General features: G+C 47.6%; 24 protein-coding genes. 19 read left to right on the plus strand and 5 right to left on the minus strand.

All coding sequences use genetic code 11. From position 1 onward, the window contains the following. Positions 1–171: 171 nt before the first annotated feature. Positions 172–384 carry a hypothetical protein gene (locus J7E78_RS09250; protein ID WP_047843592.1) on the plus strand — a complete coding sequence of 71 codons (213 nt, stop codon included), beginning with the start codon at positions 172–174 and terminating at the stop codon, positions 382–384. A gap of 8 nt (positions 385–392) precedes the next feature. On the opposite strand, the gene J7E78_RS09255 is transcribed toward J7E78_RS09250, so the two are convergent. Next, a complete protein-coding gene (locus tag J7E78_RS09255; protein ID WP_036607883.1) occupies positions 393–740 on the minus strand; it encodes a potassium channel family protein in 348 nt (115 codons plus the stop codon). 63 nt (positions 741–803) lie between these two features. Beyond that, positions 804–1,121 (minus strand): DUF2627 domain-containing protein, encoded by a 318-nt coding sequence (locus J7E78_RS09260; RefSeq protein ID WP_017687618.1) that lies wholly within the window; start codon positions 1,119–1,121, stop codon positions 804–806. 224 nt (positions 1,122–1,345) lie between these two features. Here J7E78_RS09260 and lpdA point away from each other — a divergent pair, with 224 nt between their 5' ends. The 5 genes from lpdA to lipB all read left to right on the plus strand — a co-directional run bounded on the left by lpdA (position 1,346) and on the right by lipB (position 7,239). After that, complete coding sequence (lpdA, locus tag J7E78_RS09265) at positions 1,346–2,770, plus strand: dihydrolipoyl dehydrogenase (RefSeq protein ID WP_215075922.1); 1,425 nt, start codon at positions 1,346–1,348, stop codon at positions 2,768–2,770. A 139-nt stretch (positions 2,771–2,909) separates the two neighbouring features. Then, complete coding sequence (locus J7E78_RS09270; RefSeq protein ID WP_036607878.1) at positions 2,910–3,938, plus strand: thiamine pyrophosphate-dependent dehydrogenase E1 component subunit alpha; 1,029 nt, start codon at positions 2,910–2,912, stop codon at positions 3,936–3,938. A gap of 2 nt (positions 3,939–3,940) precedes the next feature. Continuing rightward, positions 3,941–4,927 carry an alpha-ketoacid dehydrogenase subunit beta gene (locus tag J7E78_RS09275; RefSeq protein ID WP_017687621.1) on the plus strand — a complete coding sequence of 329 codons (987 nt, stop codon included), beginning with the start codon at positions 3,941–3,943 and terminating at the stop codon, positions 4,925–4,927. A 47-nt stretch (positions 4,928–4,974) separates the two neighbouring features. Then, positions 4,975–6,420 (plus strand): dihydrolipoamide acetyltransferase family protein, encoded by a 1,446-nt coding sequence (locus tag J7E78_RS09280; RefSeq protein ID WP_215075923.1) that lies wholly within the window; start codon positions 4,975–4,977, stop codon positions 6,418–6,420. A gap of 111 nt (positions 6,421–6,531) precedes the next feature. After that, positions 6,532–7,239 carry a lipoyl(octanoyl) transferase LipB gene (gene lipB, locus J7E78_RS09285; RefSeq protein ID WP_251034928.1) on the plus strand — a complete coding sequence of 236 codons (708 nt, stop codon included), beginning with the start codon at positions 6,532–6,534 and terminating at the stop codon, positions 7,237–7,239. A gap of 26 nt (positions 7,240–7,265) precedes the next feature. Here lipB and prli42 read toward each other — a convergent pair whose 3' ends face one another. Next, the gene (gene prli42, locus J7E78_RS09290; RefSeq protein WP_017687624.1) at positions 7,266–7,367 is read right to left on the minus strand and encodes a stressosome-associated protein Prli42; all 102 of its coding nucleotides are present in this window, start codon (positions 7,365–7,367) and stop codon (positions 7,266–7,268) included. An 82-nt stretch (positions 7,368–7,449) separates the two neighbouring features. Here prli42 and J7E78_RS09295 point away from each other — a divergent pair, with 82 nt between their 5' ends. Continuing rightward, complete coding sequence (locus J7E78_RS09295) at positions 7,450–8,583, plus strand: M20/M25/M40 family metallo-hydrolase (protein WP_215075924.1); 1,134 nt, start codon at positions 7,450–7,452, stop codon at positions 8,581–8,583. A 156-nt stretch (positions 8,584–8,739) separates the two neighbouring features. Here J7E78_RS09295 and J7E78_RS09300 read toward each other — a convergent pair whose 3' ends face one another. After that, positions 8,740–8,874 carry a Z-ring formation inhibitor MciZ gene (locus J7E78_RS09300; RefSeq protein ID WP_215075925.1) on the minus strand — a complete coding sequence of 45 codons (135 nt, stop codon included), beginning with the start codon at positions 8,872–8,874 and terminating at the stop codon, positions 8,740–8,742. Positions 8,875–8,996: 122 nt separating this feature from the next. On the opposite strand from J7E78_RS09300, the gene J7E78_RS09305 reads away from it, so the two are divergent. The 11 genes from J7E78_RS09305 to sigF all read left to right on the plus strand — a co-directional run bounded on the left by J7E78_RS09305 (position 8,997) and on the right by sigF (position 17,658). Then, the gene (locus tag J7E78_RS09305; RefSeq protein WP_215075926.1) at positions 8,997–9,590 is read left to right on the plus strand and encodes an NUDIX domain-containing protein; all 594 of its coding nucleotides are present in this window, start codon (positions 8,997–8,999) and stop codon (positions 9,588–9,590) included. Positions 9,591–9,592: 2 nt separating this feature from the next. Continuing rightward, positions 9,593–10,813 carry an endonuclease Q family protein gene (locus tag J7E78_RS09310; protein WP_215075927.1) on the plus strand — a complete coding sequence of 407 codons (1,221 nt, stop codon included), beginning with the start codon at positions 9,593–9,595 and terminating at the stop codon, positions 10,811–10,813. A gap of 174 nt (positions 10,814–10,987) precedes the next feature. After that, positions 10,988–11,617, plus strand: a complete 630-nt coding sequence (spoIIM, locus tag J7E78_RS09315) for a stage II sporulation protein M (protein ID WP_124116446.1) — start codon at positions 10,988–10,990, stop codon at positions 11,615–11,617. 107 nt (positions 11,618–11,724) lie between these two features. Beyond that, complete coding sequence (fur, locus tag J7E78_RS09320) at positions 11,725–12,192, plus strand: ferric iron uptake transcriptional regulator (RefSeq protein ID WP_036607866.1); 468 nt, start codon at positions 11,725–11,727, stop codon at positions 12,190–12,192. Between the two features lie 158 nt (positions 12,193–12,350). Beyond that, entirely contained in the window at positions 12,351–12,593 is a 243-nt protein-coding gene (locus J7E78_RS09325) for a DUF4227 family protein (protein ID WP_215075928.1), read from the plus strand. A gap of 75 nt (positions 12,594–12,668) precedes the next feature. Then, entirely contained in the window at positions 12,669–13,559 is an 891-nt protein-coding gene (locus tag J7E78_RS09330) for a tyrosine recombinase (RefSeq protein WP_215075929.1), read from the plus strand. Positions 13,560–13,688: 129 nt separating this feature from the next. Next, positions 13,689–14,513, plus strand: a complete 825-nt coding sequence (locus J7E78_RS09335) for a purine-nucleoside phosphorylase (RefSeq protein WP_215075930.1) — start codon at positions 13,689–13,691, stop codon at positions 14,511–14,513. Positions 14,514–14,761: 248 nt separating this feature from the next. Beyond that, positions 14,762–15,937 (plus strand): D-alanyl-D-alanine carboxypeptidase family protein, encoded by a 1,176-nt coding sequence (locus J7E78_RS09340; RefSeq protein WP_397330527.1) that lies wholly within the window; start codon positions 14,762–14,764, stop codon positions 15,935–15,937. 145 nt (positions 15,938–16,082) lie between these two features. Continuing rightward, positions 16,083–16,436, plus strand: a complete 354-nt coding sequence (spoIIAA, locus tag J7E78_RS09345) for an anti-sigma F factor antagonist (RefSeq protein ID WP_017687636.1) — start codon at positions 16,083–16,085, stop codon at positions 16,434–16,436. Next, the gene (gene spoIIAB, locus J7E78_RS09350; RefSeq protein ID WP_036672324.1) at positions 16,433–16,888 is read left to right on the plus strand and encodes an anti-sigma F factor; all 456 of its coding nucleotides are present in this window, start codon (positions 16,433–16,435) and stop codon (positions 16,886–16,888) included. The genes spoIIAA and spoIIAB overlap by 4 nt, the downstream gene beginning before the upstream one ends. A 14-nt stretch (positions 16,889–16,902) precedes the next feature. Beyond that, on the plus strand, positions 16,903–17,658 hold the full coding sequence (sigF, locus tag J7E78_RS09355; RefSeq protein WP_036607856.1) for an RNA polymerase sporulation sigma factor SigF: 756 nt from the start codon (positions 16,903–16,905) through the stop codon (positions 17,656–17,658). A gap of 87 nt (positions 17,659–17,745) precedes the next feature. Here sigF and J7E78_RS09360 read toward each other — a convergent pair whose 3' ends face one another. After that, on the minus strand, positions 17,746–18,675 hold the full coding sequence (locus J7E78_RS09360) for an EamA family transporter (RefSeq protein ID WP_215075931.1): 930 nt from the start codon (positions 18,673–18,675) through the stop codon (positions 17,746–17,748). Between the two features lie 108 nt (positions 18,676–18,783). Here J7E78_RS09360 and J7E78_RS09365 point away from each other — a divergent pair, with 108 nt between their 5' ends. Then, complete coding sequence (locus J7E78_RS09365; RefSeq protein ID WP_215075932.1) at positions 18,784–19,692, plus strand: helix-turn-helix transcriptional regulator; 909 nt, start codon at positions 18,784–18,786, stop codon at positions 19,690–19,692. Positions 19,693–20,254 lie beyond the last annotated feature (562 nt).

Consider the following 20,254-nt stretch of genomic DNA (forward strand, 5'->3'; position numbering starts at 1 on the left):
TGCTACTCCTCTCACATACGGGATTCAACAAAAAAAGCGACCTTTACAGAGTACCACAAAATCTTTGGAAAGAGCCAGAACTAATCTGCTCAGCTTTGTGTTACTATATGGATTGTTAAGGTATTGGTTACGGCAGCTAATTAACAGGAGTTGTGAAAAGAGGTGTTTAGTATGAGTGAAGCATTAACATCACTTCAAGAGCGATATGAAAGCCTGAAAGAACAGGGATCTCTAGATGAAGCAGCGCAGGCGTTATTTGCAGAACTGTTCGCAGAAGCGGAGAGACTGCAGGCAAGTAACCTTACCTTGCGTAGAACGATCTTGAAGTCTTCTTCCAAAGAATCACGTATGTCTACCAAACTGCGGGATGCCTTATACGAATGACCCGGAGATTACTCCGGGTCCTCTTCTGTCTTTAATTTGCGAGGGAATAGAATACCTGCTGTAATTCTGGCAATCATGGCAAAGGTGAGACCAATGCCTGCAAACATGTAGATTACGGTAAAGGCTTTGCTGAATCCGGTGGTTGGCACAAATTCAGGATGTCCCACCGTAGTCAGAGTAACCGCACAGAAGTATAAAGCATCGATCCAGTGCAGACCTTCAACACGAGTGTAAAACAAAGTGCCTGACAGCAACGTTGCTGCCGTTAATGCAAACAAAGCCAGAAACTTGGGGTCTTTGAACGCATGGAAAATGCCTTTTAGCAATCGTTGTAACGTGATTAGAAATGATACCATGATGATCCATCCTGTCTATGTAAAGTAGGCGGTGTGTTGTATAAACACACAAAAAGCCCGGACTCATGGAGTCCTTCCGGGCGTCTCTGCTTTTTCGGGTACACTTTTGGACCGGAAACGGGGACCTACATAATTACGCTTGCGGTCACGGAACAGGATCCAGCCTCCCAGAAAACTCATACCTGCGGCAAAAAGGACAAGTCCACCGCCAAAGGAGAGCCATTGGAACCCTGGTGAAATCAGTTCGTTCCCGTGCTCGGCATAATATAGGAACAGGGCATCTTTCATCATCAGAAAACCCTTCATTGCCATTAACCCGGGGATGACCAGAACAACAATTGCCAAAAATCGCGCAAAGACCAATCTTGTATTCATGAGCATTATACCCTTTCTGCCAAAGTCGACATTAAATAAAGGTTACGCTTACAGATCATACCTGATTCCATCATAGCTTGGAATGCATAGGCTGTCCATGTGTGATTGTTTCAAACTTTGAGTTGACCGCTCAAGGAGAGTACAATGGCATATAGAGGGTATAAGTCAAACCATGATTCAAGCCATCATAAATGATATTGAAATTTGATTCATAGAGGAGAGCATGAGAGATGCCAATTACATGTGATGTTGCAATTCTTGGAGGAGGAACTGGTGGATATGTAGCCGCGATCCGGGCTGCACAGCTGGGAAAACAGGTCGTTATCATTGAGAAGGACAAGCTAGGCGGTACCTGTCTGCATCGTGGTTGTATTCCGAGCAAAGCTTTGCTGAAAAGTGCGGAAGTATACGCCGAGATCCAGGAGAGCGAGACGTATGGTATCGAGACCGCTGGGGCTACACTTGTATTTCCCAAAGTACAGGCGCGCAAGGATGCAATTGTCGAACAGCTCCATCAGGGCGTTCAATATTTGATGAAAAAAAATAAAATCCAGGTTGTACACGCGAAAGGTCGCGTCATCGGACCTTCCATCTTCTCACCGCAGAGCGGAGCAGTCGCTGTGGAGTTTGAAGATGGAGAGATGGATACGGTAGTTCCAACCAATCTCATCATTGCCACTGGTTCGCGTCCTCGTGTGCTGCCGGGCCTGGAACCGGATGGAAAATTCATAATGAGCAGCGACGAAGCCCTGCGTATGGATGAACTTCCTGCATCACTCATCATTGTGGGTGGGGGTGTGATTGGACTGGAGTGGGCATCGATGCTGAATGACTTTGGCGTAGACATCACAGTAGTAGAAGCAGCTGCTCACGTGTTGCCTGCCGAGGATGAGGATGTTGCCAGAGAAATGCAGCGATTGCTCGGCAAACGAGGTGTTCGTTTCCTGACAGGTGCCACCGTTCAAACGGAAACATATAGTACGGATCAAGAGGGCATCCAGATTGATGTGCTGCTTGGTGAAGATAAGCAGGAAACGCTGAGAGCGGAGAAAATGCTCGTGTCGGTTGGACGTCAGGCCAATGTTGAAAATATCGGACTCGAAAATACAGATATCAAACTGGAGCGTGGCTTCATCGCTGTGAACAAGCAGCTACAAACGGGTGAAGGTCACATCTATGCCATTGGTGATTGCATCGGTGGTTTACAGCTTGCCCATGCCGCAAGTCATGAAGGTATTCTCGCTGTCAATCATCTGGCGGGCGAAACGGTACATGCCGTAGAATCCCACCTTATTCCGCGCTGTGTGTATACACGTCCGGAAGCAGCAAGCATCGGATTCACCGAGCGTGAAGCCAAAGAACGTGGCTATGATATTAAAACAGGCAAATTCCCGTTCCAGGCCATTGGCAAATCGCTCATTCATGGAAGTCGTGATGGATTTGTGAAGGTGATCGCAGATGCCAAGACGAATGATATATTGGGGGTACATATGATTGGCACCCATGTGACGGAATTAATCGCTGAGGCCTCGCTGGCTCAGATGCTGGATGCCACACCCTGGGAAGTCGGACAAACCATTCATCCGCACCCTTCTCTGTCGGAAATCATGGGTGAAGCCATGCTGGCGGTCGATGGAAAGGCCATTGGAATGTAAGTCAAACAAGCTTATGAGAAAGGTCCTTTCCTTTTTTGGGTAAAAGGGATTATAATAAGGTTAAGCCAAGTCTTAGTACCAGGTTATAAGATCGGGTAGTAAGAGTGGCACAGGCTCTGATTAAAAGGAGGTACCTCATATGAGTTCACAAGGTACTGCAGACGCGGTCCACCGGCATCAACAGCTGGGACTTAGCGATGGTGAAGTATTGGATATGTACAAATACATGCTGCTCGCGCGCAAGTTTGACGAGCGTTGCTTGCTCTTGCAACGGGCTGGCAAAATTAACTTTCACGTATCCGGTGTAGGACAGGAAGCTGCGCAAGTAGGCGCTGCTTTTGGTCTGGATCGGGATCACGATTATTATTTACCTTACTACCGCGATTACGGCTTTGTACTGGCGGTAGGCATGACTCCGCGTGAGTTGATGTTGTCTGCTTTTGCGAAGGCAGAAGATCCGAATAGTGGCGGTCGGCAAATGCCGGGTCACTTCGGTCACAAAAAGCTGCGGATTGTGACGGGTTCCAGCCCGGTTACAACACAGGTTCCGCACGCTGTTGGATTTGCACTGGCTGCCAAAATGAAAAAGCAAGAATTTGTTTCTTTTGTTACGTTTGGCGAAGGATCAAGCAATCAGGGTGACTTCCATGAGGGAGCCAACTTTGCAGGTGTGCATAAATTGCCTGTCATTATTATGTGTGAGAACAATCAATATGCAATTTCGGTACCGATTCACAAACAGTTGAGCGGCAAAATATCCGATCGAGCACAAGGATACGGATTCCCCGGACTGCGTGTAGATGGTAACGATGCATTGGAAGTATACGCTGCAGTGAAGGAAGCGCGTCGCCGTGCCATAGCCGGGGAAGGCCCGACACTGATTGAAGCGATGATGTATCGGTTGTCACCTCATTCCACCTCCGATAATGATCTGGCTTACCGGACCAAAGAGGAAGTCGAGGAGAACTGGAAGAAGGATGGCGTTCCTCGCATGAAGAACTACTTGATCGATTGCGGCATCTGGGACGAAGCCCGGGATGCGGATCTGGCTTCCCAGCTTGCGATGGAAATGAAAGAAGCAACTGAATATGCAGACAATGCGCCATATCCTAAACCTGAGGACACTCTGACGCACGTTTATGCGGACAGCGAAGAAGGGGGACGGTAAGTATGGCAGTGATGGAATATATTGATGCAATCCGTCTCGCGATGAAAGAAGAGATGGAACGGGATGAGAATGTTTTTATCCTTGGTGAAGACGTAGGTCTCAAAGGTGGTGTGTTTACCACAACTAAAGGACTGCAAGATCAGTTCGGCGAAATGCGAGTGATGGACACACCTTTGTCTGAATCCGCTATTGCAGGTGTTGCCATTGGTGCAGCGATGTATGGCATGAAGCCGATTGCCGAAATGCAATATTCGGACTTCATGCTGCCGGCAACCAACCAGATCATTAGTGAAGCGGCCAAGATCCGCTATCGTTCCAACAATGACTGGAGCTGTCCGATTGTTATCCGTGCGCCGATTGGTGGCGGGATCTTCGGTGGGTTGTATCACTCCCAATGTCCGGAGTCGATTTTCTTTGGTACACCAGGTCTGAAAATTATAGCTCCCTACTCGGCATACGATGCCAAGGGACTGCTCAAGGCGGCCATTCGAGACCCGGACCCGGTACTCTTTTTTGAAAATAAAAAATGCTACAAGTTGATCAAAGAAGATGTGCCTGAAGATGATTACATCGTTCCGATTGGTAAAGCCAACGTACTTCGTGAGGGTGCGGATATTACGGTGATCGGTTACAGTCAGCCGCTGCATTTTGTGATGCAGGCTGCTGAGGAGCTGGAGCGTGAAGAAGGCATTACAGCACACGTTCTCGATCTGCGCACATTGCAACCGTTGGATCGTGAAGCGATTATTGCTTCCGCTCGTCTGACAGGTAAGGTGCTGATTGTACACGAAGATAACAAAACGGGTGGTGTAGGGGCCGAAGTTGCCGCGATTATTAGCGAGGAATGTCTGTTTGAACTGGATGCACCGATTCAGCGTCTCTGCGGACCTGACGTGCCGGCCATGCCAATTAGCCCAACATTGGAGAAATTCTACATGCTGAGCAAGGACAAAGCCAAAGCAGCAATGCGTACACTTGCCGAGTTTTAATTTCCTTTTTTGGATCGTTTAAAAGTAAAGTTTGGAGTGATAATCAAATGGCTGAACGTATGAAATGGATCGAGGTCATTATGCCGCAATTGGCGGAATCGCTGGTCTCGGCTACCATAGGCAAATGGTTGAAAAAACCGGGCGACCGTGTGGAACAGTACGAGCCGATCTGTGAAGTAATCACGGATAAAGTCAATGCCGAGATTCCATCCACTGTGGATGGCATTATGGGTGATCTTTTGGTGGAAGAGGGCACAACGATTGCTGTTGGTGAAGCAATCTGTCGCATGCAGGTCGCTGCTTCGGGCGAAGAAGCGACCGAGCAAGTAACACAAGTATCGCAGCACCAGGAGCAAGTGCAGCAAAATGCGAGCCGCACTCCTGTTGCCGCCTCAAATACAGCAGCACATGACCCCAACCAGCCGATGCGCAATCGGTATTCCCCGGCAGTGCAATCCTTGGCAGCAGAGCATGGCTTGAACCTGCAAAGCATCAAGGGAACTGGGGCCGGTGGTCGTATTACCCGCAAAGATGTGCTGGCATTTGTTGCACAGGGAGGTAACGCGGCTGGATCATCTGCACAAGCATCATCTGCAGCAGCTCAGCATACACCTTCTGGTGTGCCGTCTGCTTCTCCATTCAGCGGAGTGAATCGTGGAAATGGTGAAATGGGTTTAACCGCTGGAGAAGCGATCTCAGCGTCCGATGCAGGAGTTCCTGTGAGACATTCAGGTATTCATCTAACCGAAAGCCCAAAAATTCCACAGATCGAAGTGGAAGGTGGCGGCCAGGGAAGATCGGAGTATTTCATCGATGTTACCCCTGTGCGTAATGCCATTGCCCGGAATATGCGTCAAAGCGTATCGGAAATCCCGCATGCATGGACAATGATCGAAGTGGACGTAACAAATCTTGTGATGCTGCGCAATAAACTTAAGGATGAGTTCAAGCGTAAGGAAGGCATCAATCTGACATATCTGTCCTTCATGATGAAGGGAGTCGTTAACGCGATTAAAGACTACCCGATCATGAACTCGGTATGGGCAGTGGACAAAATTATCGTCAAACGGGACATTAACCTGTCCATGGCGGTAGGAACCGAAGATTCCGTACTTACACCCGTAATCAAACATGCCGATCAGCGAAATATCGCAGGTCTGGCTCGTGAAGTAGATGAGCTGGCTCGTAAAACACGTGAAGGCACGTTGAAGCTGGACCATATGCTAGGTGGTACGTTTACGGTGAATAACACAGGTTCATTTGGTTCGATCCTGTCCCAGCCAATCATTAACTATCCGCAGGCAGCGATTCTTACATTTGAGTCGATTGTCAAAAAGCCGGTGGTTATTAATGATATGATCGCCGTTCGTTCGATGGCTAATCTCTGTCTGTCTCTGGATCATCGAATCCTGGATGGCGTAATCAGCGGACGTTTCTTGCAACGTGTCAAAGAAAACCTTGAAGGATATACCATGGAAACCAAGGTGTATTAAGTAAAAAGTTGATGGGAAAGTGTATGTGCCGGAGGCCGTGCACTTTTCCTGCTGTCTACGGACAGGTGCTCCATTGTACACTGAACCTGAAGCAGAAGGGTGTGGGGAATCATGAGCAAGCCGCTGGATGTTGCATACATACCAATGCTTGATTATGAAGAGGCTTGGAACCGCCAGAAAGCGATTGTGCAGCGTTTGGACGAGGGCGAGGGAGCGGAGCAGATGCTGCTTTTACAGCACCCGCCAACGTATACGATCGGTTCACAAAATCATCCGGAGCATCTGCTGCTCAGTCCGGAAGAGTTGCGTGAGCAAGGGATTTCTTTGTTTCAAATTGACCGCGGCGGTGATATTACTTATCATGGCCCGGGCCAGTTGGTAGGTTACCCGTTATTGATTCTTGGTCGGGATGAAGATCTGGATCTACACGGCTATTTACGGAAACTTGAGCAGGTACTTATGGATTATCTCGCAGACCAGGGCATCGAAGCTGGACGCAAAGAGGGTTACACGGGTGTGTGGATTGGCGATATGAAGATCGCTGCAATCGGCATCAAGTTTAATCGTTGCAAACACCGCCGCGGTTTTGTGACCAGTCACGGGTTTGCTTTTAACATCAGCTCAGGCATTCAACATGCAGGTTTTCAGGGGATTGTTCCTTGTGGGATTGAGCAGTATGGTGTTACTTCACTGGAGGATATAACGGGCAAGTCTTATACAGTGGAGCAGGTAGCACGCGAGATTGTTCCGTACTTTAGTCGCATTTTTCCATATCAAATCAATTGGATTAGCGAAAAAGAAGCCCTTCAACGTCTGTAAACAGTTCGTCGAAAGGCTTTAGGTTGCTATCCGAACAGCAATGGTTCGAGAGCTATGAAAAGGGTGGACCCGATCATGGCAATCAGCATGAGATAGATGATGATTTTGAACCATTTCTTTTTTTGCATGATGAGAGAACTCCTTTCAACATAAAGTAAACAAGCCATAGTAATTGTATTGTACCGTATCCACGAGAGGGAGGAAAGTCCTATGATTAAACAACAACGTGTTATCGATCAGTTCATGGAACTGGTGCAGATTGATAGTGAAACGAAAAATGAACAGAATATCTCAAAGGTGCTTAAAGAGCAGTTTGCAGATCTCGGTCTTCATGTCTATGAGGATGATACCATGGAACAAACTGGACATGGCGCGGGAAACCTTGTCATTACCTGGGAAGCCGAAGGAACTGAAGGGGTTGCACCGATCTTTTTCACATGTCATATGGACACCGTGACGCCGGGACAGGCAATCAAGCCTGAACTGGGTGAAGATGGCTGGATTCGCAGTGATGGAACAACGATCCTGGGAGCAGATGACAAAGCAGGGATTGCGGCATTGTTCGAAGCGATTCGTGTGATCCAGGAAAACAAAATTCCTCATGGTAAAATTCAATTTATCATTACAGTTGGCGAAGAGTCTGGCTTGGTCGGCGCACGTGCGATGAATCCGAAGGATATCGATGCCGAGTTCGGTTATGCGCTGGATTCCAACGGAGCTGTAGGTACGATCTGTGTAGCTGCACCGGCCAGAGCTGAAATTCAAATGAGCATCTATGGTAAGTCCGCACATGCGGGCGTGAACCCGGAAGACGGGATCAGCGCCATTCAGGTTGCAGCCAAAGCAATTGCAGCGATGACACTGGGCAGAATTGATGATGAGACAACAGCGAACATTGGGAAATTCCAGGGTGGATCACCACTCAACGTGGTATGTGACTTTGTACAGCTTGAAGCGGAAGCCCGCAGTATTGTGCAGGAGAAAGTTGAATTGCAGGTTGCACAGATGCGTGACGCGCTCGAAACAACATGTCGCAAATACGGTGCAACAGCTGAATTCAGAAGCGAGATTCTGTATCCTGCATTTGGTTTCCATGATGAACACGAAGTTGTACAGCTTGCACAGCGTGCCATCCGCAGTATTGGGCTGGAGACAAGTACGTTTGCTTCCGGTGGTGGCAGTGATGCCAATATCTTTAACGGATTCGACATTCCGACAGTGAATCTGGCGGTAGGGTACGAGGATATTCATACAACCAAAGAACGCATTCGTGCCGAAGACATTGTGAAGTTATCCCAGGTAGTCGTGGCTATTATTCAGGAAACAGCAGCTGACAAGAAATAATATAGAGCACATGTTACCTCACATGTTGTTAGACAAAAGTCCGAACCCGGTTTGTACGGATTCGGACTTTTTGTGAATTCATGTTATATTTCAGGAGAGAATACTCGTTAATTTAGGGTCAAATTGAGTCAATGGGTGAATGGATTAATGACCTATTCATTTGCGTCCAGCGAGCAGATCGATTAACTTGGCATCCGGGCCCCACTCGCGCAACCATTGCTTGAGTATGAGCTGTACTTGCCGGGCTTGTCCTACCACGTGTACGGATTGAGGCGTCATATATCTGTTCATCGAAAGTCCCCCTGATTCGTTTATATTTGCTGTGAGATTTCTATACGCTCACCATATGCCCAAAATCAGAGATTTATACATTAACTGAATATATAATCCGACGATATGGAGTTGAAGAACCAATGAAACCAAACCAATCTGCCCAATCCATCCATGCAGCTCAACCTGCCAATTCAAAACTGGATGAAGTGACTGTATCCACCAAGCCAATCTTCGAGGGCAAAGTGATTTCACTTCAGGTCGACACCGTTAAACTTCCGAACGGTCAGACGGCTACACGTGAAATTATTCGGCACCCTGGAGCGGTAGCTGTACTTGCTCTGAATGGGGATCGCATGCTTGTAGTGGATCAGTATCGTCAGGCAATGGGACGCACCGAAGTGGAGATTCCTGCGGGAAAACTGGACCCGGGAGAAGAGCCGGAAGTTGCCGCAGCACGTGAATTGCGAGAAGAGACGGGATATGTGGCCAAGTCTCTGCGTCATTTGCGTTCGTTCTACACGTCACCGGGGTTCGCAGATGAGATCATTCATCTCTACATCGCTGAAGAGTTGGAAGCCGGAGATATGGCGCTGGATGAAGATGAATTCCTTGAAGTTGCCGAAATAACTCTGGAGGAAGCTTACGCACTCATGGACGATAACCGGATTAGCGATGCCAAAACGATGATGGCCGTGTACGCGTGGGACCTTTACAGAACGACAGGACGGTTCTAGGCATGCAAGACCAACTGGCAACGTCTACGACGTGGGAGCCTTGTTATACGGACCTGCATATCCACATCGGACGAACCTCTCGCGGTGAGGCCGTGAAAATCAGTGGCAGTCGTGATCTTACATTTGAGAATATTGCTCGGGAAGCATCGGATCGCAAAGGAATTCATTTGCTTGGTGTTATCGATTGTCATTCTCCGGTTGTACAGATGGATATTGAGCAATTGTTGGAGAGGGGTACCATGTCCGAGATTGAGGGCGGCGGCATTGCCTACCAGGACACCACCATTCTGCTGGGTACAGAGATTGAGCTGCGCGAGCCTGAAATGCGTGAGTTCCATATGCTGGCGTACTTCCGTGATCTGAAAACGATGAAGTCCTTCACGGACTGGATGAAACGTTATATGAAAAATGTGAACCTCAGTTCTCAGCGTGTCTACGTGCCCGCTCTAGAGATGCAAGCCGAGATTAAGGCACGTGGTGGGCTTATTGTGCCTGCACATGTATTTACACCGCATAAAGGCATCTATGGCAGTACTGCGCCCCGTATGGGCGATGTACTGGATACCCGTCTCGTGGACGCTGTCGAGCTGGGGTTAAGCTCTGATTCATCCATGGCCAGTTATATTCGGGAATTGGATCATGTACCGTTTCTGACCAATTCGGATGCTCATTCACTCGGTAAGATTGGACGGGAGTATAACGAACTGCAAGTTGCTGCCCCTTCTTTTGATGAATTCCGTATGGCACTTCAAGGAGAAGCCGGCAGGAAAATTGCTGCCAATTATGGACTGAATCCAAGGCTGGGCAAGTATCACCGTACTTATTGTGCAGCATGTGGCAGTATTATGGACGAGCAGGCGATGTCAGCAGAGCGTTGCCCTCACTGTGGCAGTCTGAAGCTGGTTCAGGGGGTGCTGGACCGCATTCTGGCGATCTCTGATCGGGAGAGTCCTCATGTTCCTGCAAACAGACCAGCTTATCATTATCAGGTACCACTGGAGTTCATCCCCGGACTTGGCAAAGCCAAACTGCGTCAGCTACTGGACCATTTTGGTACAGAAATGAACGTACTTCATCGCACGCATGAGGAAGAGCTTGCTGCGGTTGTTGGACCTGTACTGGCTGGCTTGATTGTGGCTGCACGGAATGGACAACTGGAGTTGTCCTCTGGAGGTGGAGGCACGTACGGTAAAGTTGCTGTTCAGGAAAGAGTCTCGGAGTGACTCGTGTGAATATTCTGTAGTAATATTCTGAGGTTCAAGTCATATAGCTTTCGCTTTACAGAGGTCCAATCTGGACAAGAAGTCATACAGGTGCATTCCATTTCATAAGAATGACTATGAGGATGTAACTGAGAATCCTTGCAGCATGATACCGGAAAGGGGACTCGTACCTGTATGCGCTCTTCCTACTTTACATTTAAAGGTCAGACTTCGTTATATGTATTCGTGGCCGTCTTGTTTCTGGTCGGCGTCATTTTTGGCGCGCTCATGGTCAACGCATTGTCTCTTGAGCAACGTCAGGATCTGGAGGGTTATCTCGGCAATTTCTTCATGACCGTGCAGCACAGTGCACAGGTAACAGAGACCGGGGCATATTGGGACATTGCCATGCTCCATCTGAAATGGGTGGGTCTGATCTTTATTCTGGGTTTATCCGTTGTTGGACTACCCGGTATACTGGTTCTGGATTTTCTGAAAGGTGTGCTCATTGGATTCACAGTGGGGTACCTTGTTGGACAGTATTCCTGGAAAGGGCTGCTGTTTGCACTGGTGTCCGTGGCACCGCATAATTTGTTCGTCATTCCGATCCTTCTGGTCTGCAGTGTGGCGGCGATGACGTTCTCGTTATACATCATTCGCAATCGTGTTTTGATGCAGCGAACACCGGGTCGACAAAGGCCTTTTGCTTCATATATAGTTTTAACTTTGGTTATGGCTGCATTGCTGCTCGGCGTGGCGTCTTTTGAAACATGGGTTACACCTGCGATGATGCGTTGGGTCACGCCAATGTTACTACCGGCCTAACGTTCATCGTATAGTGTAAAATGTTGACTTTAATTACGCACTCCCCCTATAATGAAAAGAGTGGGTTAAGTTGCAGTGTGCAGTGATTTCCTAGGGGGAGGGAGAAAATGGAAGCACGGATTGATAAAATTAAGCAGCAACTACAGTCCCAAGGATATAAATTAACGCCCCAGCGGGAAGCCACCTTAAGAGTACTTCTTGAGAATGAAGAAGATCATCTGAGCGCAGAAGACGTATTCATGCTCGTTAAAGAAAAGGCTCCCGAAATCGGTCTGGCAACCGTGTACCGTACCCTCGAACTGCTGAGTGAGCTGCATGTTGTAGAGAAAATCAACTTCGGCGACGGTGTAGCGCGTTATGATCTGCGCGGAGATACATCCAAGCATCACCATCATCACTTAATCTGTGTTCAATGCGGAAGTATGGATGAAATACGTGAAGACTGGCTTGGACCGCTTGAAGAGCGTTTGGAGCGGGAATTCAACTTTTCGGTAGTAGATCACCGACTGGACTTTCATGGAATTTGTTATCGTTGCAAAGCTAAAAATGAACAGAAACCCAAAGATGAAGAATAACATAGCATATCTTCAAGCTCTCACCGGCGGTTTTGACGGGAGAGCTTTTTTGGCACCGGATATGATCTGGAGTTTCCCCCGAATGGCATAAACCTGTGTTTATGGACATACCCTGATTCAAGGACAATACCGGATTCGAATCAGGAGGGGACGCGCCCATGATTATATCAGTGCGGAGAGGGCTCCGTTTTATTCGATTTATACTATTTTTTGCTGCATTAGTTTATCTGTTCTATCATGTTCTGGATCTGTTTAATGGCTGGATCTCACCTGTGGATCAGTATCAGATGCCGACTGGCAATGCAATCAAAGTATTTCAGGAAACGGATTGGCCGGGTAATGGAGAAGGACGTCCTACGATGGCAGAGCGTCTCCGTTTGTTCTATTGGTACGGGGAGTAGCTTGGAACAGCCAGGGATGCAAATACGGGAGCAGTCTGCCAGAGCGGCAGATCTGTCAGTTGAGGAGCGTTGTACATGAAACAGACGATACACGCCTATGCCTTATACTTGGAAGATGATAAAGGGATGTCGAGCAGCACGCTTGAATCGTATCTCCGAGACGTGGACAAGTTCATTGAATTTGCGGATAAGGAATATGGCATACGCGAAGCCGATCAGGTCAGACGGACACATATCGTCCTGTTTGCAGGTCAGCTCAAACAGGCAGGACGTGCCAATGCAACCATTGCCCGCAGCATCGTATCTCTGCGCTCCTACTTTCATTTTTTGCTGCGGCGGGGTGATATTATACAGGACCCTACGTTTGATGTGGAAGCTCCCAAGGCGGACAAGACGCCACCACAGGTGTTAAGTATCCAGGAGATCGAACAACTGCTGACAGCGCCTGATATTCGTTCACCGCAGGGTGTGAGGGATCGAGCGATGCTTGAACTGTTATATGCTACAGGCATTCGGGTCTCGGAACTGATTGCCCTTGACATTCGGGATGTACAGACAGGCATGCGTTTCATACGATGCGGTGGGGCGGGCAAGGAACGTATCCTTCCCATTGGTGCGCCAGCTGCACATTGGGCAAGTGTATATGTGGAGGAGTTTCGCAACAAGTTGCTCAAAACCGATTCGGACGAGCAGGCACTATTCGTGAATGTGTCTGGCAGGCGTTTAACCCGGCAGGGTTTCTGGAAGCTGCTCAAAAAAGCGGCGGTGGATGCGGGAATCTCGGAAGAAATTACGCCGCATACGCTTCGTCATTCCTTTGCTGCACACCTGATTGCCAATGGGGCGGATACACGTGCGGTTCAAGACATGCTGGGTCACGTGGAGCAGCCTGGACAACAATATGGCAATCATGGTCGCAAAACCATGAAAGAAATCTATGAAACCCATCATCCGAGGGCAAGATAGATTTTGACGCATGGCATTCACAAATAAATGCGGAACATTGGGCCGATTTAGGATAAAATAAATTGAATACATCCAAACGCCGTTATACATAAGACGGATCGTTTCAACTCAAGGAGGAACATACATCGCATGACAGCATTAAACCAACAAATGATTTCGGAAGCAGCATCTTATATTCAAAGCAAAAGCTCCATTAAGCCGGAGGTCGGTTTGATTTTGGGTTCGGGTCTTGGCGTACTGGCAGAACTGATTGAAGATGGCGTAAGTATCGCTTATCAGGATATTCCACATTTTCCGGTGTCCACAGTAGAAGGGCATGAAGGTGAACTATTGGTCGGAACCATCAAAGGTCGTCCAGTCGTGATGATGAAAGGCCGCTTCCACATGTACGAAGGATATGGTCCGGAATTGACAGCTTTCCCCGTACGTGTTATGAAAGAACTGGGTGTAAGTAGCCTGCTTGTAACCAATGCTGCGGGCGGCGTGAATACGTCGTATGAAGCTGGAGACTTGATGCTGATCTCTGATCACTTGAATCTCACAGGCAAAAATCCACTGATCGGACCAAATGACGCTGCACTGGGCGTGCGTTTCCCGGATCTGTCCGAAGCATATAGCCGCCGTTTGCGTGCGCTGGCGAAGGATACGGCCGCATCACAAGGTTTTAACGTACGTGAAGGGGTATACGCAGGTATGCTTGGTCCGAACTATGAGACACCGGCAGAGATCAGAATGCTGCGTACATTGGGCGCAGACGCAGTGGGTATGTCCACTGTATCTGAAGTGATCGTGGCACGCCACACAGGCCTGGAAGTACTCGGTATTTCCTGTATCAGCAACATGGCTGCCGGAATTCTGGACCAGCCGCTGTCACATGATGAGGTGATGGAAACGACGGAACGTGTGCGTGAGTCGTTCCTGGCGCTGGTATTGGCTGTTATTCCACAAATGTAAGCAAGATTTGAGTTAAGAAGGTTACCTCTTTGGATGAGAAATCATCGGGGGTAACCTTTTTTAGCTGTGTTGAACGTACGGTTACTCATTCGTTGAGTGCAGTACGTTTTTTTTGCTTTGACCACATTTTCAATAAAAGTTCGGGAAATCATGCTTTACATGGAATAATTTACTGGAAACGGGCCGACAATGATTAGCAGTACATGCATGGAACATGCAGTAAGCAAGTCATTTGAGGAGGTAACCTTGTGAAGAAAAGAATAATGGCATCGTTCATGACCCTTTGTATCCTGCTGTCCCTTATGGCATCAACGGCATTGGCTGAAGAGAAACCGAAGGCAGCGGGAGGAACTGATCTGGCCCCGTCGGCTCGCTCCGCGATTTTAATGGATGCAGACACGGGAACGGTCATTTATGAGAAAAACAGTCATGATCAGCTGCCTCCGGCAAGCATCACTAAGATTATGACGATGCTGCTCACGATCGAAGCAATCGACTCGGGCAAGCTGAAGCTGACGGATAAGGTAAGAACGAGTGAATATGCCGCTTCGATGGGCGGTTCGCAGATCTTTCTGGAGGCCGGGGAAGAAATGACGGTTGATGATATGTTAAAAGGGATTGCGATGGCATCAGGCAATGATGCCTCGGTAGCGATGGCTGAGAAGATCGCTGGTTCCGAAGAAGCTTTTGTACAACTGATGAATGAGCGTGCGAAGGAGCTTGGCATGAAGGATACTCATTTTGCCAACTGTAACGGTCTGCCTGTCGATAATCATTATTCTTCCGCCCACGATATTGCCGTCATGAGCCGTGAACTGTTGAAGCATTCCGGAATTACGAAGTACACCGGTGCATATCAGGATTACCTTCGCAAAGATACGGAAAAGCCATTCTGGCTGGTGAACACAAACAAGCTGGTTCGTTTTTATGAAGGGGCAGACGGTTTGAAAACAGGTTACACATCCGAAGCGAAATTCTGCTTGTCCGCAACAGCGTCCAAAGATGGACTGCGTGTCGTTTCCGTGGTACTCGGTGAACCAAATACCAAAACACGGAACAGTGAGGTGTCTTCGATGTTTGACTATGCGTTTAGTCAATATACGATGAAGGCTCTCTACAAGGCAGGGGATCTGCTGGGCAGTCTGAAGATCGAAAAAGGTGAAGTTGCTGAATTGCCTCTGAATGCCACGCAAAATTATAGTGTGCTGATGCGCAAAGGAGCGAAATCCAATGACATCCGTCATGAATTGCTGGTTGCCAAAGAATTGAAAGCCCCGATCAAAGCAGGGCAAAGTATAGGAAAACTGGTGGTTTATCAGGGTAATGACGTGATCAAGGAGTTTGATATTCAGGCTCCGCAGGATGTGAATAAGGCTGGCTGGTGGAAGTTGTTCAAGCGGACAACGTCCAACCTGTTTGACTAAAACGGCGATTTCTGCGAGTTGCACGTATCCTTCAAACATATTTTGTAGTTAAATAGGGGTTTTCTTCTAGTTTTGTCGGGGGGCAGGAAAAGCCTTCGGAAGCGTAGAAATCCTTGTTCTAAGACAGGGAGGAGAGTGAGCAAACGTGAACTTGCATGTGGAAATGGAACACCATCGCGGGATTCTGATTGTACGATTATCCGGGGAGCTGGATCACCATACAGCTGACATGGTACGGATGCAAATGGATGAAGCCATCCAGCGGAGACAAAGCGAGCATCTCGTACTCAGCCTGAAAGATCTGCAATTTATGGACAGTTCGGGTCTGGGTGTCATTTTGGGAAGATACAAGCTCATTAAGAATAAAGGTGGCAAGATGGTGGTCTGTGACGTTAATTCGCCGGTGTACCGTTTGCTGGAAATGTCGGGTCTGTTCAAGATTATGCCGATATACGAAAATGAGGGAACTGCTCTCTCAGGTCTGGAGGTCGTCTCATGAATGAAGGAACAGGGACAAATTTCATGAATCTGCAATTCGCGGCCAAGTCAGAGAATGAATCGTTTGCACGGGTAACCGTTGCTGCGTTTATCTCCCAGCTTGATCCAACGATGGACGAGCTCAGTGACCTGAAGACGGTCATTTCGGAAGCTGTGACTAACAGCATCATCCACGGATACAACAACAACTCCGAAGGTGTTGTGTCCATCCAGGCCGAGATTCGGGAAGACATGATTACGATTATTGTGGAAGACCGTGGTGAAGGAATCGAAGATCTTGAACTGGCCAAGCAGCCGCTATATACGTCCAAACCCGAACTTGAGCGGTCGGGCATGGGCTTCACCATTATGGAAAACTTTATGGATGAATTCGAAGTCAGCAGTGAGCCCGGCAGAGGCACCTCCATCAAGATGAAAAAAAGGATTGAATCCAAGAAAGCATTGTATAATTAGGGGTTGGTGTTCTTATGGATGCTGAAGTGAAACCATCTTCACAGACCTATTTGGACGATGCCGAGGTCAAACGGCTGATTGCGCTCAGTCAGTCGGGTGACCATGTTTCACGGGATACGCTGGTGAACTGCAACATCAGACTCGTCTGGTCCGTCGTACAGCGTTTTATGAACAGGGGATATGATCCGGAAGATCTGTTCCAGATTGGTTGTATCGGTCTGCTCAAGTCAGTAGACAAATTCGATCTCAGTTATGACGTGAAGTTCTCAACCTACGCGGTACCGATGATCATCGGAGAAATCCAGCGCTTCCTGCGGGATGACGGTACCCTGAAGGTCAGTCGTTCACTAAAAGAGATGGCGAATAAAGTCCGCAAAAAAAGGGACGAACTGTCCAAACATCTGGATCGTCTGCCAACGATTAAGGAAGTTGCTGCAGAGCTGGGAGTGACCCCGGAGGAAGTCGTATTTGCCCAGGAAGCGAACAAACCACCGACCTCCATCCATGAGACGGTATTCGAGAATGACGGTGATCCCATTACGTTAATGGACCAGATTGCCGACGAGTCTCAGGAACGTTGGTTTGACAAACTGGCGCTAAACGAAGCCATCGGTGGTCTCAGTGAGCGGGAGCGGTTGATCGTTTATCTTCGGTATTACCGGGATCAGACCCAGTCTGAGGTTGCCAGTAGGCTGGGAATATCTCAGGTGCAGGTATCACGTCTGGAGAAAAAAATACTGCAATCCATCCGCGATCAGATCGCGCAGTGATTTTGTGGAGTGCAACAACAATATTGGCGCATATGCACCAATATACGACAACTAACAACCTTCTATCGCGCATTATGGCGAGGAAGGTTATTTGTTGTTAATACGGGGAGATCTCGAACGATTGGACTGCATGACCAGCATCATGCCAAGAATACATGCCATACCAATCCATTGATAGAAGCCAAAAGGTTCATGGAGCCATATGACGGTTGTTCCAACAGCAGCAAGCGGCTCTGCACTCCCGAGCAGGCTAGTTTCCTTGGGTGTAAGACTTTTGAGACTCGCAATATAAAACCAAAAAGCAATCATGGTTCCAAAAAGGATCGTAAATATCAAATAACCGTAGGTTTCGAGCGTGATGTTAGCAAAATTCATTTTCCAGGGTGGGTGAATATAACTCATTCCCAAACCACCGATGATCATAGCCCAGCCGACCACAACAAGTGAATCGAACTTTTTAATCAGTTGCACGGCATACAGCGTATAAAATGCAGCTGAAACCCCAGATAACAGCCCCCATATCACGGCAAGCGAGGAGACAGATAACTGCGTAAACGAGCCATTCGTCAGCAGGAGAAAACACCCACTCAGAGCCAGAACGGCGCATGCAAGGTCATTAAGTGTGAGGACAGACTGCTTACGGAGTGCGATGTAAATCATGATCATGACAGGGGACAGGTACTGCAGGAGTGTAGCCACCGCTGAATTGCCGTGTTTAATGGATGCCATGTACGTATACTGAACGGCAAGCATGCCCACCAATCCGAAAATGATCATCTGCCCAGCCGTTTTTTTATTTCTCCACACATCAAAAATCTGAAATCGTCCATTGGTAAACGATTGAATAACCAGTAATAGTAACCCAGCAATCAACAATCGTACAGTGACATACCAATTGACCTCAATTCCATCCAGTTGAAACAGTTTTTGAGATACGGTCCCCCCAATGCCCAAGCAGATGGCTCCCGTCAGAACGAGTACGATGCCTGAAATTTTGGATTTTGCAGTAGTTGTCATTCTTGTTCGCCTCACCTTAAATATAAGAATAGTGTTATATTAAGGAGAAATGCGATACATTTATATCAATATTACACTTAAAAATATAACTATATTGAGATGAGGGCCATGCAGAAGATCGAATTTACCATTGATCAACATTTGAAAGAAATGACGCAACACCGTACCGATACATTATCTATAGCCTGTTATGAGACAACTATTGTTCAAAATGTTCACGGACATATTCCTCTCCACTGGCATGATGAATTGCAGTTTGTTACCGTTCTTCAGGGTACGGCGTTGTTCCATATCAACGATCAAAAGATGATTTTGTCCAAAGGTGACGGGATTTTTATCAACAGTGGAATAATGCATATGGCCGAAGATCAAGGTGTGAGCGAGAACTGCATTTATTTATGTCTGAATTTGTCCCCACACGTTATCATACCTTCGGATTTGTATATAAAGTACGTACATCCATATGTAACAGCAACTAATTTACCTTTTCTGTATATCGAAAGAGCTAACGCTTGGGGAGAACAGATCTTGGATGCTATTGCACGGATTAGAAAGGAGCTAGTGTACCAAGTTCCGTTTTACGAAGTGAATGTTGCTTCGGCGGTGCTTAATATGTGGAAACTGCTGATTATGAACGGGTATTCTCTAGAACATGATCCATCAGAGATGAGCAGAAACAACCGAATGAAAGACATGTTACAATGGATTAATCTCAATTATGCCGATCCAATTAAGCTGGAAGATATTGCGAAGGCCGGACAGTTAAGTCGTTCGGAGACATGCCGTTATTTCAAGCAAATCCTGAAAACCACACCCATGCAATATGTGATAGAGTACCGCATCCAAAGAAGCATTGAACTATTGCAATCCTCCAAGCGTAACATCACCGAAATTGCCTATGAGGTCGGTTTTAACAGCACGAGTTATTACATTAACCAATTCCGCAAAACAATGAATGCAACCCCTTTACGATTTAGAAGGGATTTGAACAAAAGAGAAAAAGAACATAATTGTTGAGTTCTTGTACATGATCCGTGAACCTATCTACCAATACCGAAGAGTCGCCCATACGGCGACTTTTTTGATATGTAACAAAATGCTCCGCACTCAGTTGCGCCTAAAACACCCAAAATTGCTTAAAATTAATATCCAGAAGCTACCTTCACAAGTCATTGAATTTTAAGCAAAATAACCCTGAAAAGCTCATCTTTCATTTCCCTTCCTGCCTACTCCCCAGCATATTTATTTCAAACGTTTGGAAACGGGAGGACGAGGTGGAGCGGAGGGATGGAATAGGTCAAAAGGAGCGAAGCGTGAGGGCTCACCTAAGGATACATAAGCAACGCAGGCGGCAGATTAGACCTGAAGAAGCGAAGCGTTCGCCTTTGTCTCCAAATTTCTAACACTTAGAAATCAATCATAAGAATTTGGAGACAACAGCGATCAGAAGGTTGGTCTGCCGTCGGAGTGTCTGCGTGTATCCTCCCCCGAGCAACAGCGACCAATGACCGATCCATTCCGTAGCGTCCACACCACCTCCCGATCTTTTTCCAACTAGTTTGTAATAAATTTGCACATT

The organism is Paenibacillus polymyxa, assembly GCF_018614975.1.
Classification (GTDB): domain Bacteria; phylum Bacillota; class Bacilli; order Paenibacillales; family Paenibacillaceae; genus Paenibacillus; species Paenibacillus polymyxa_E.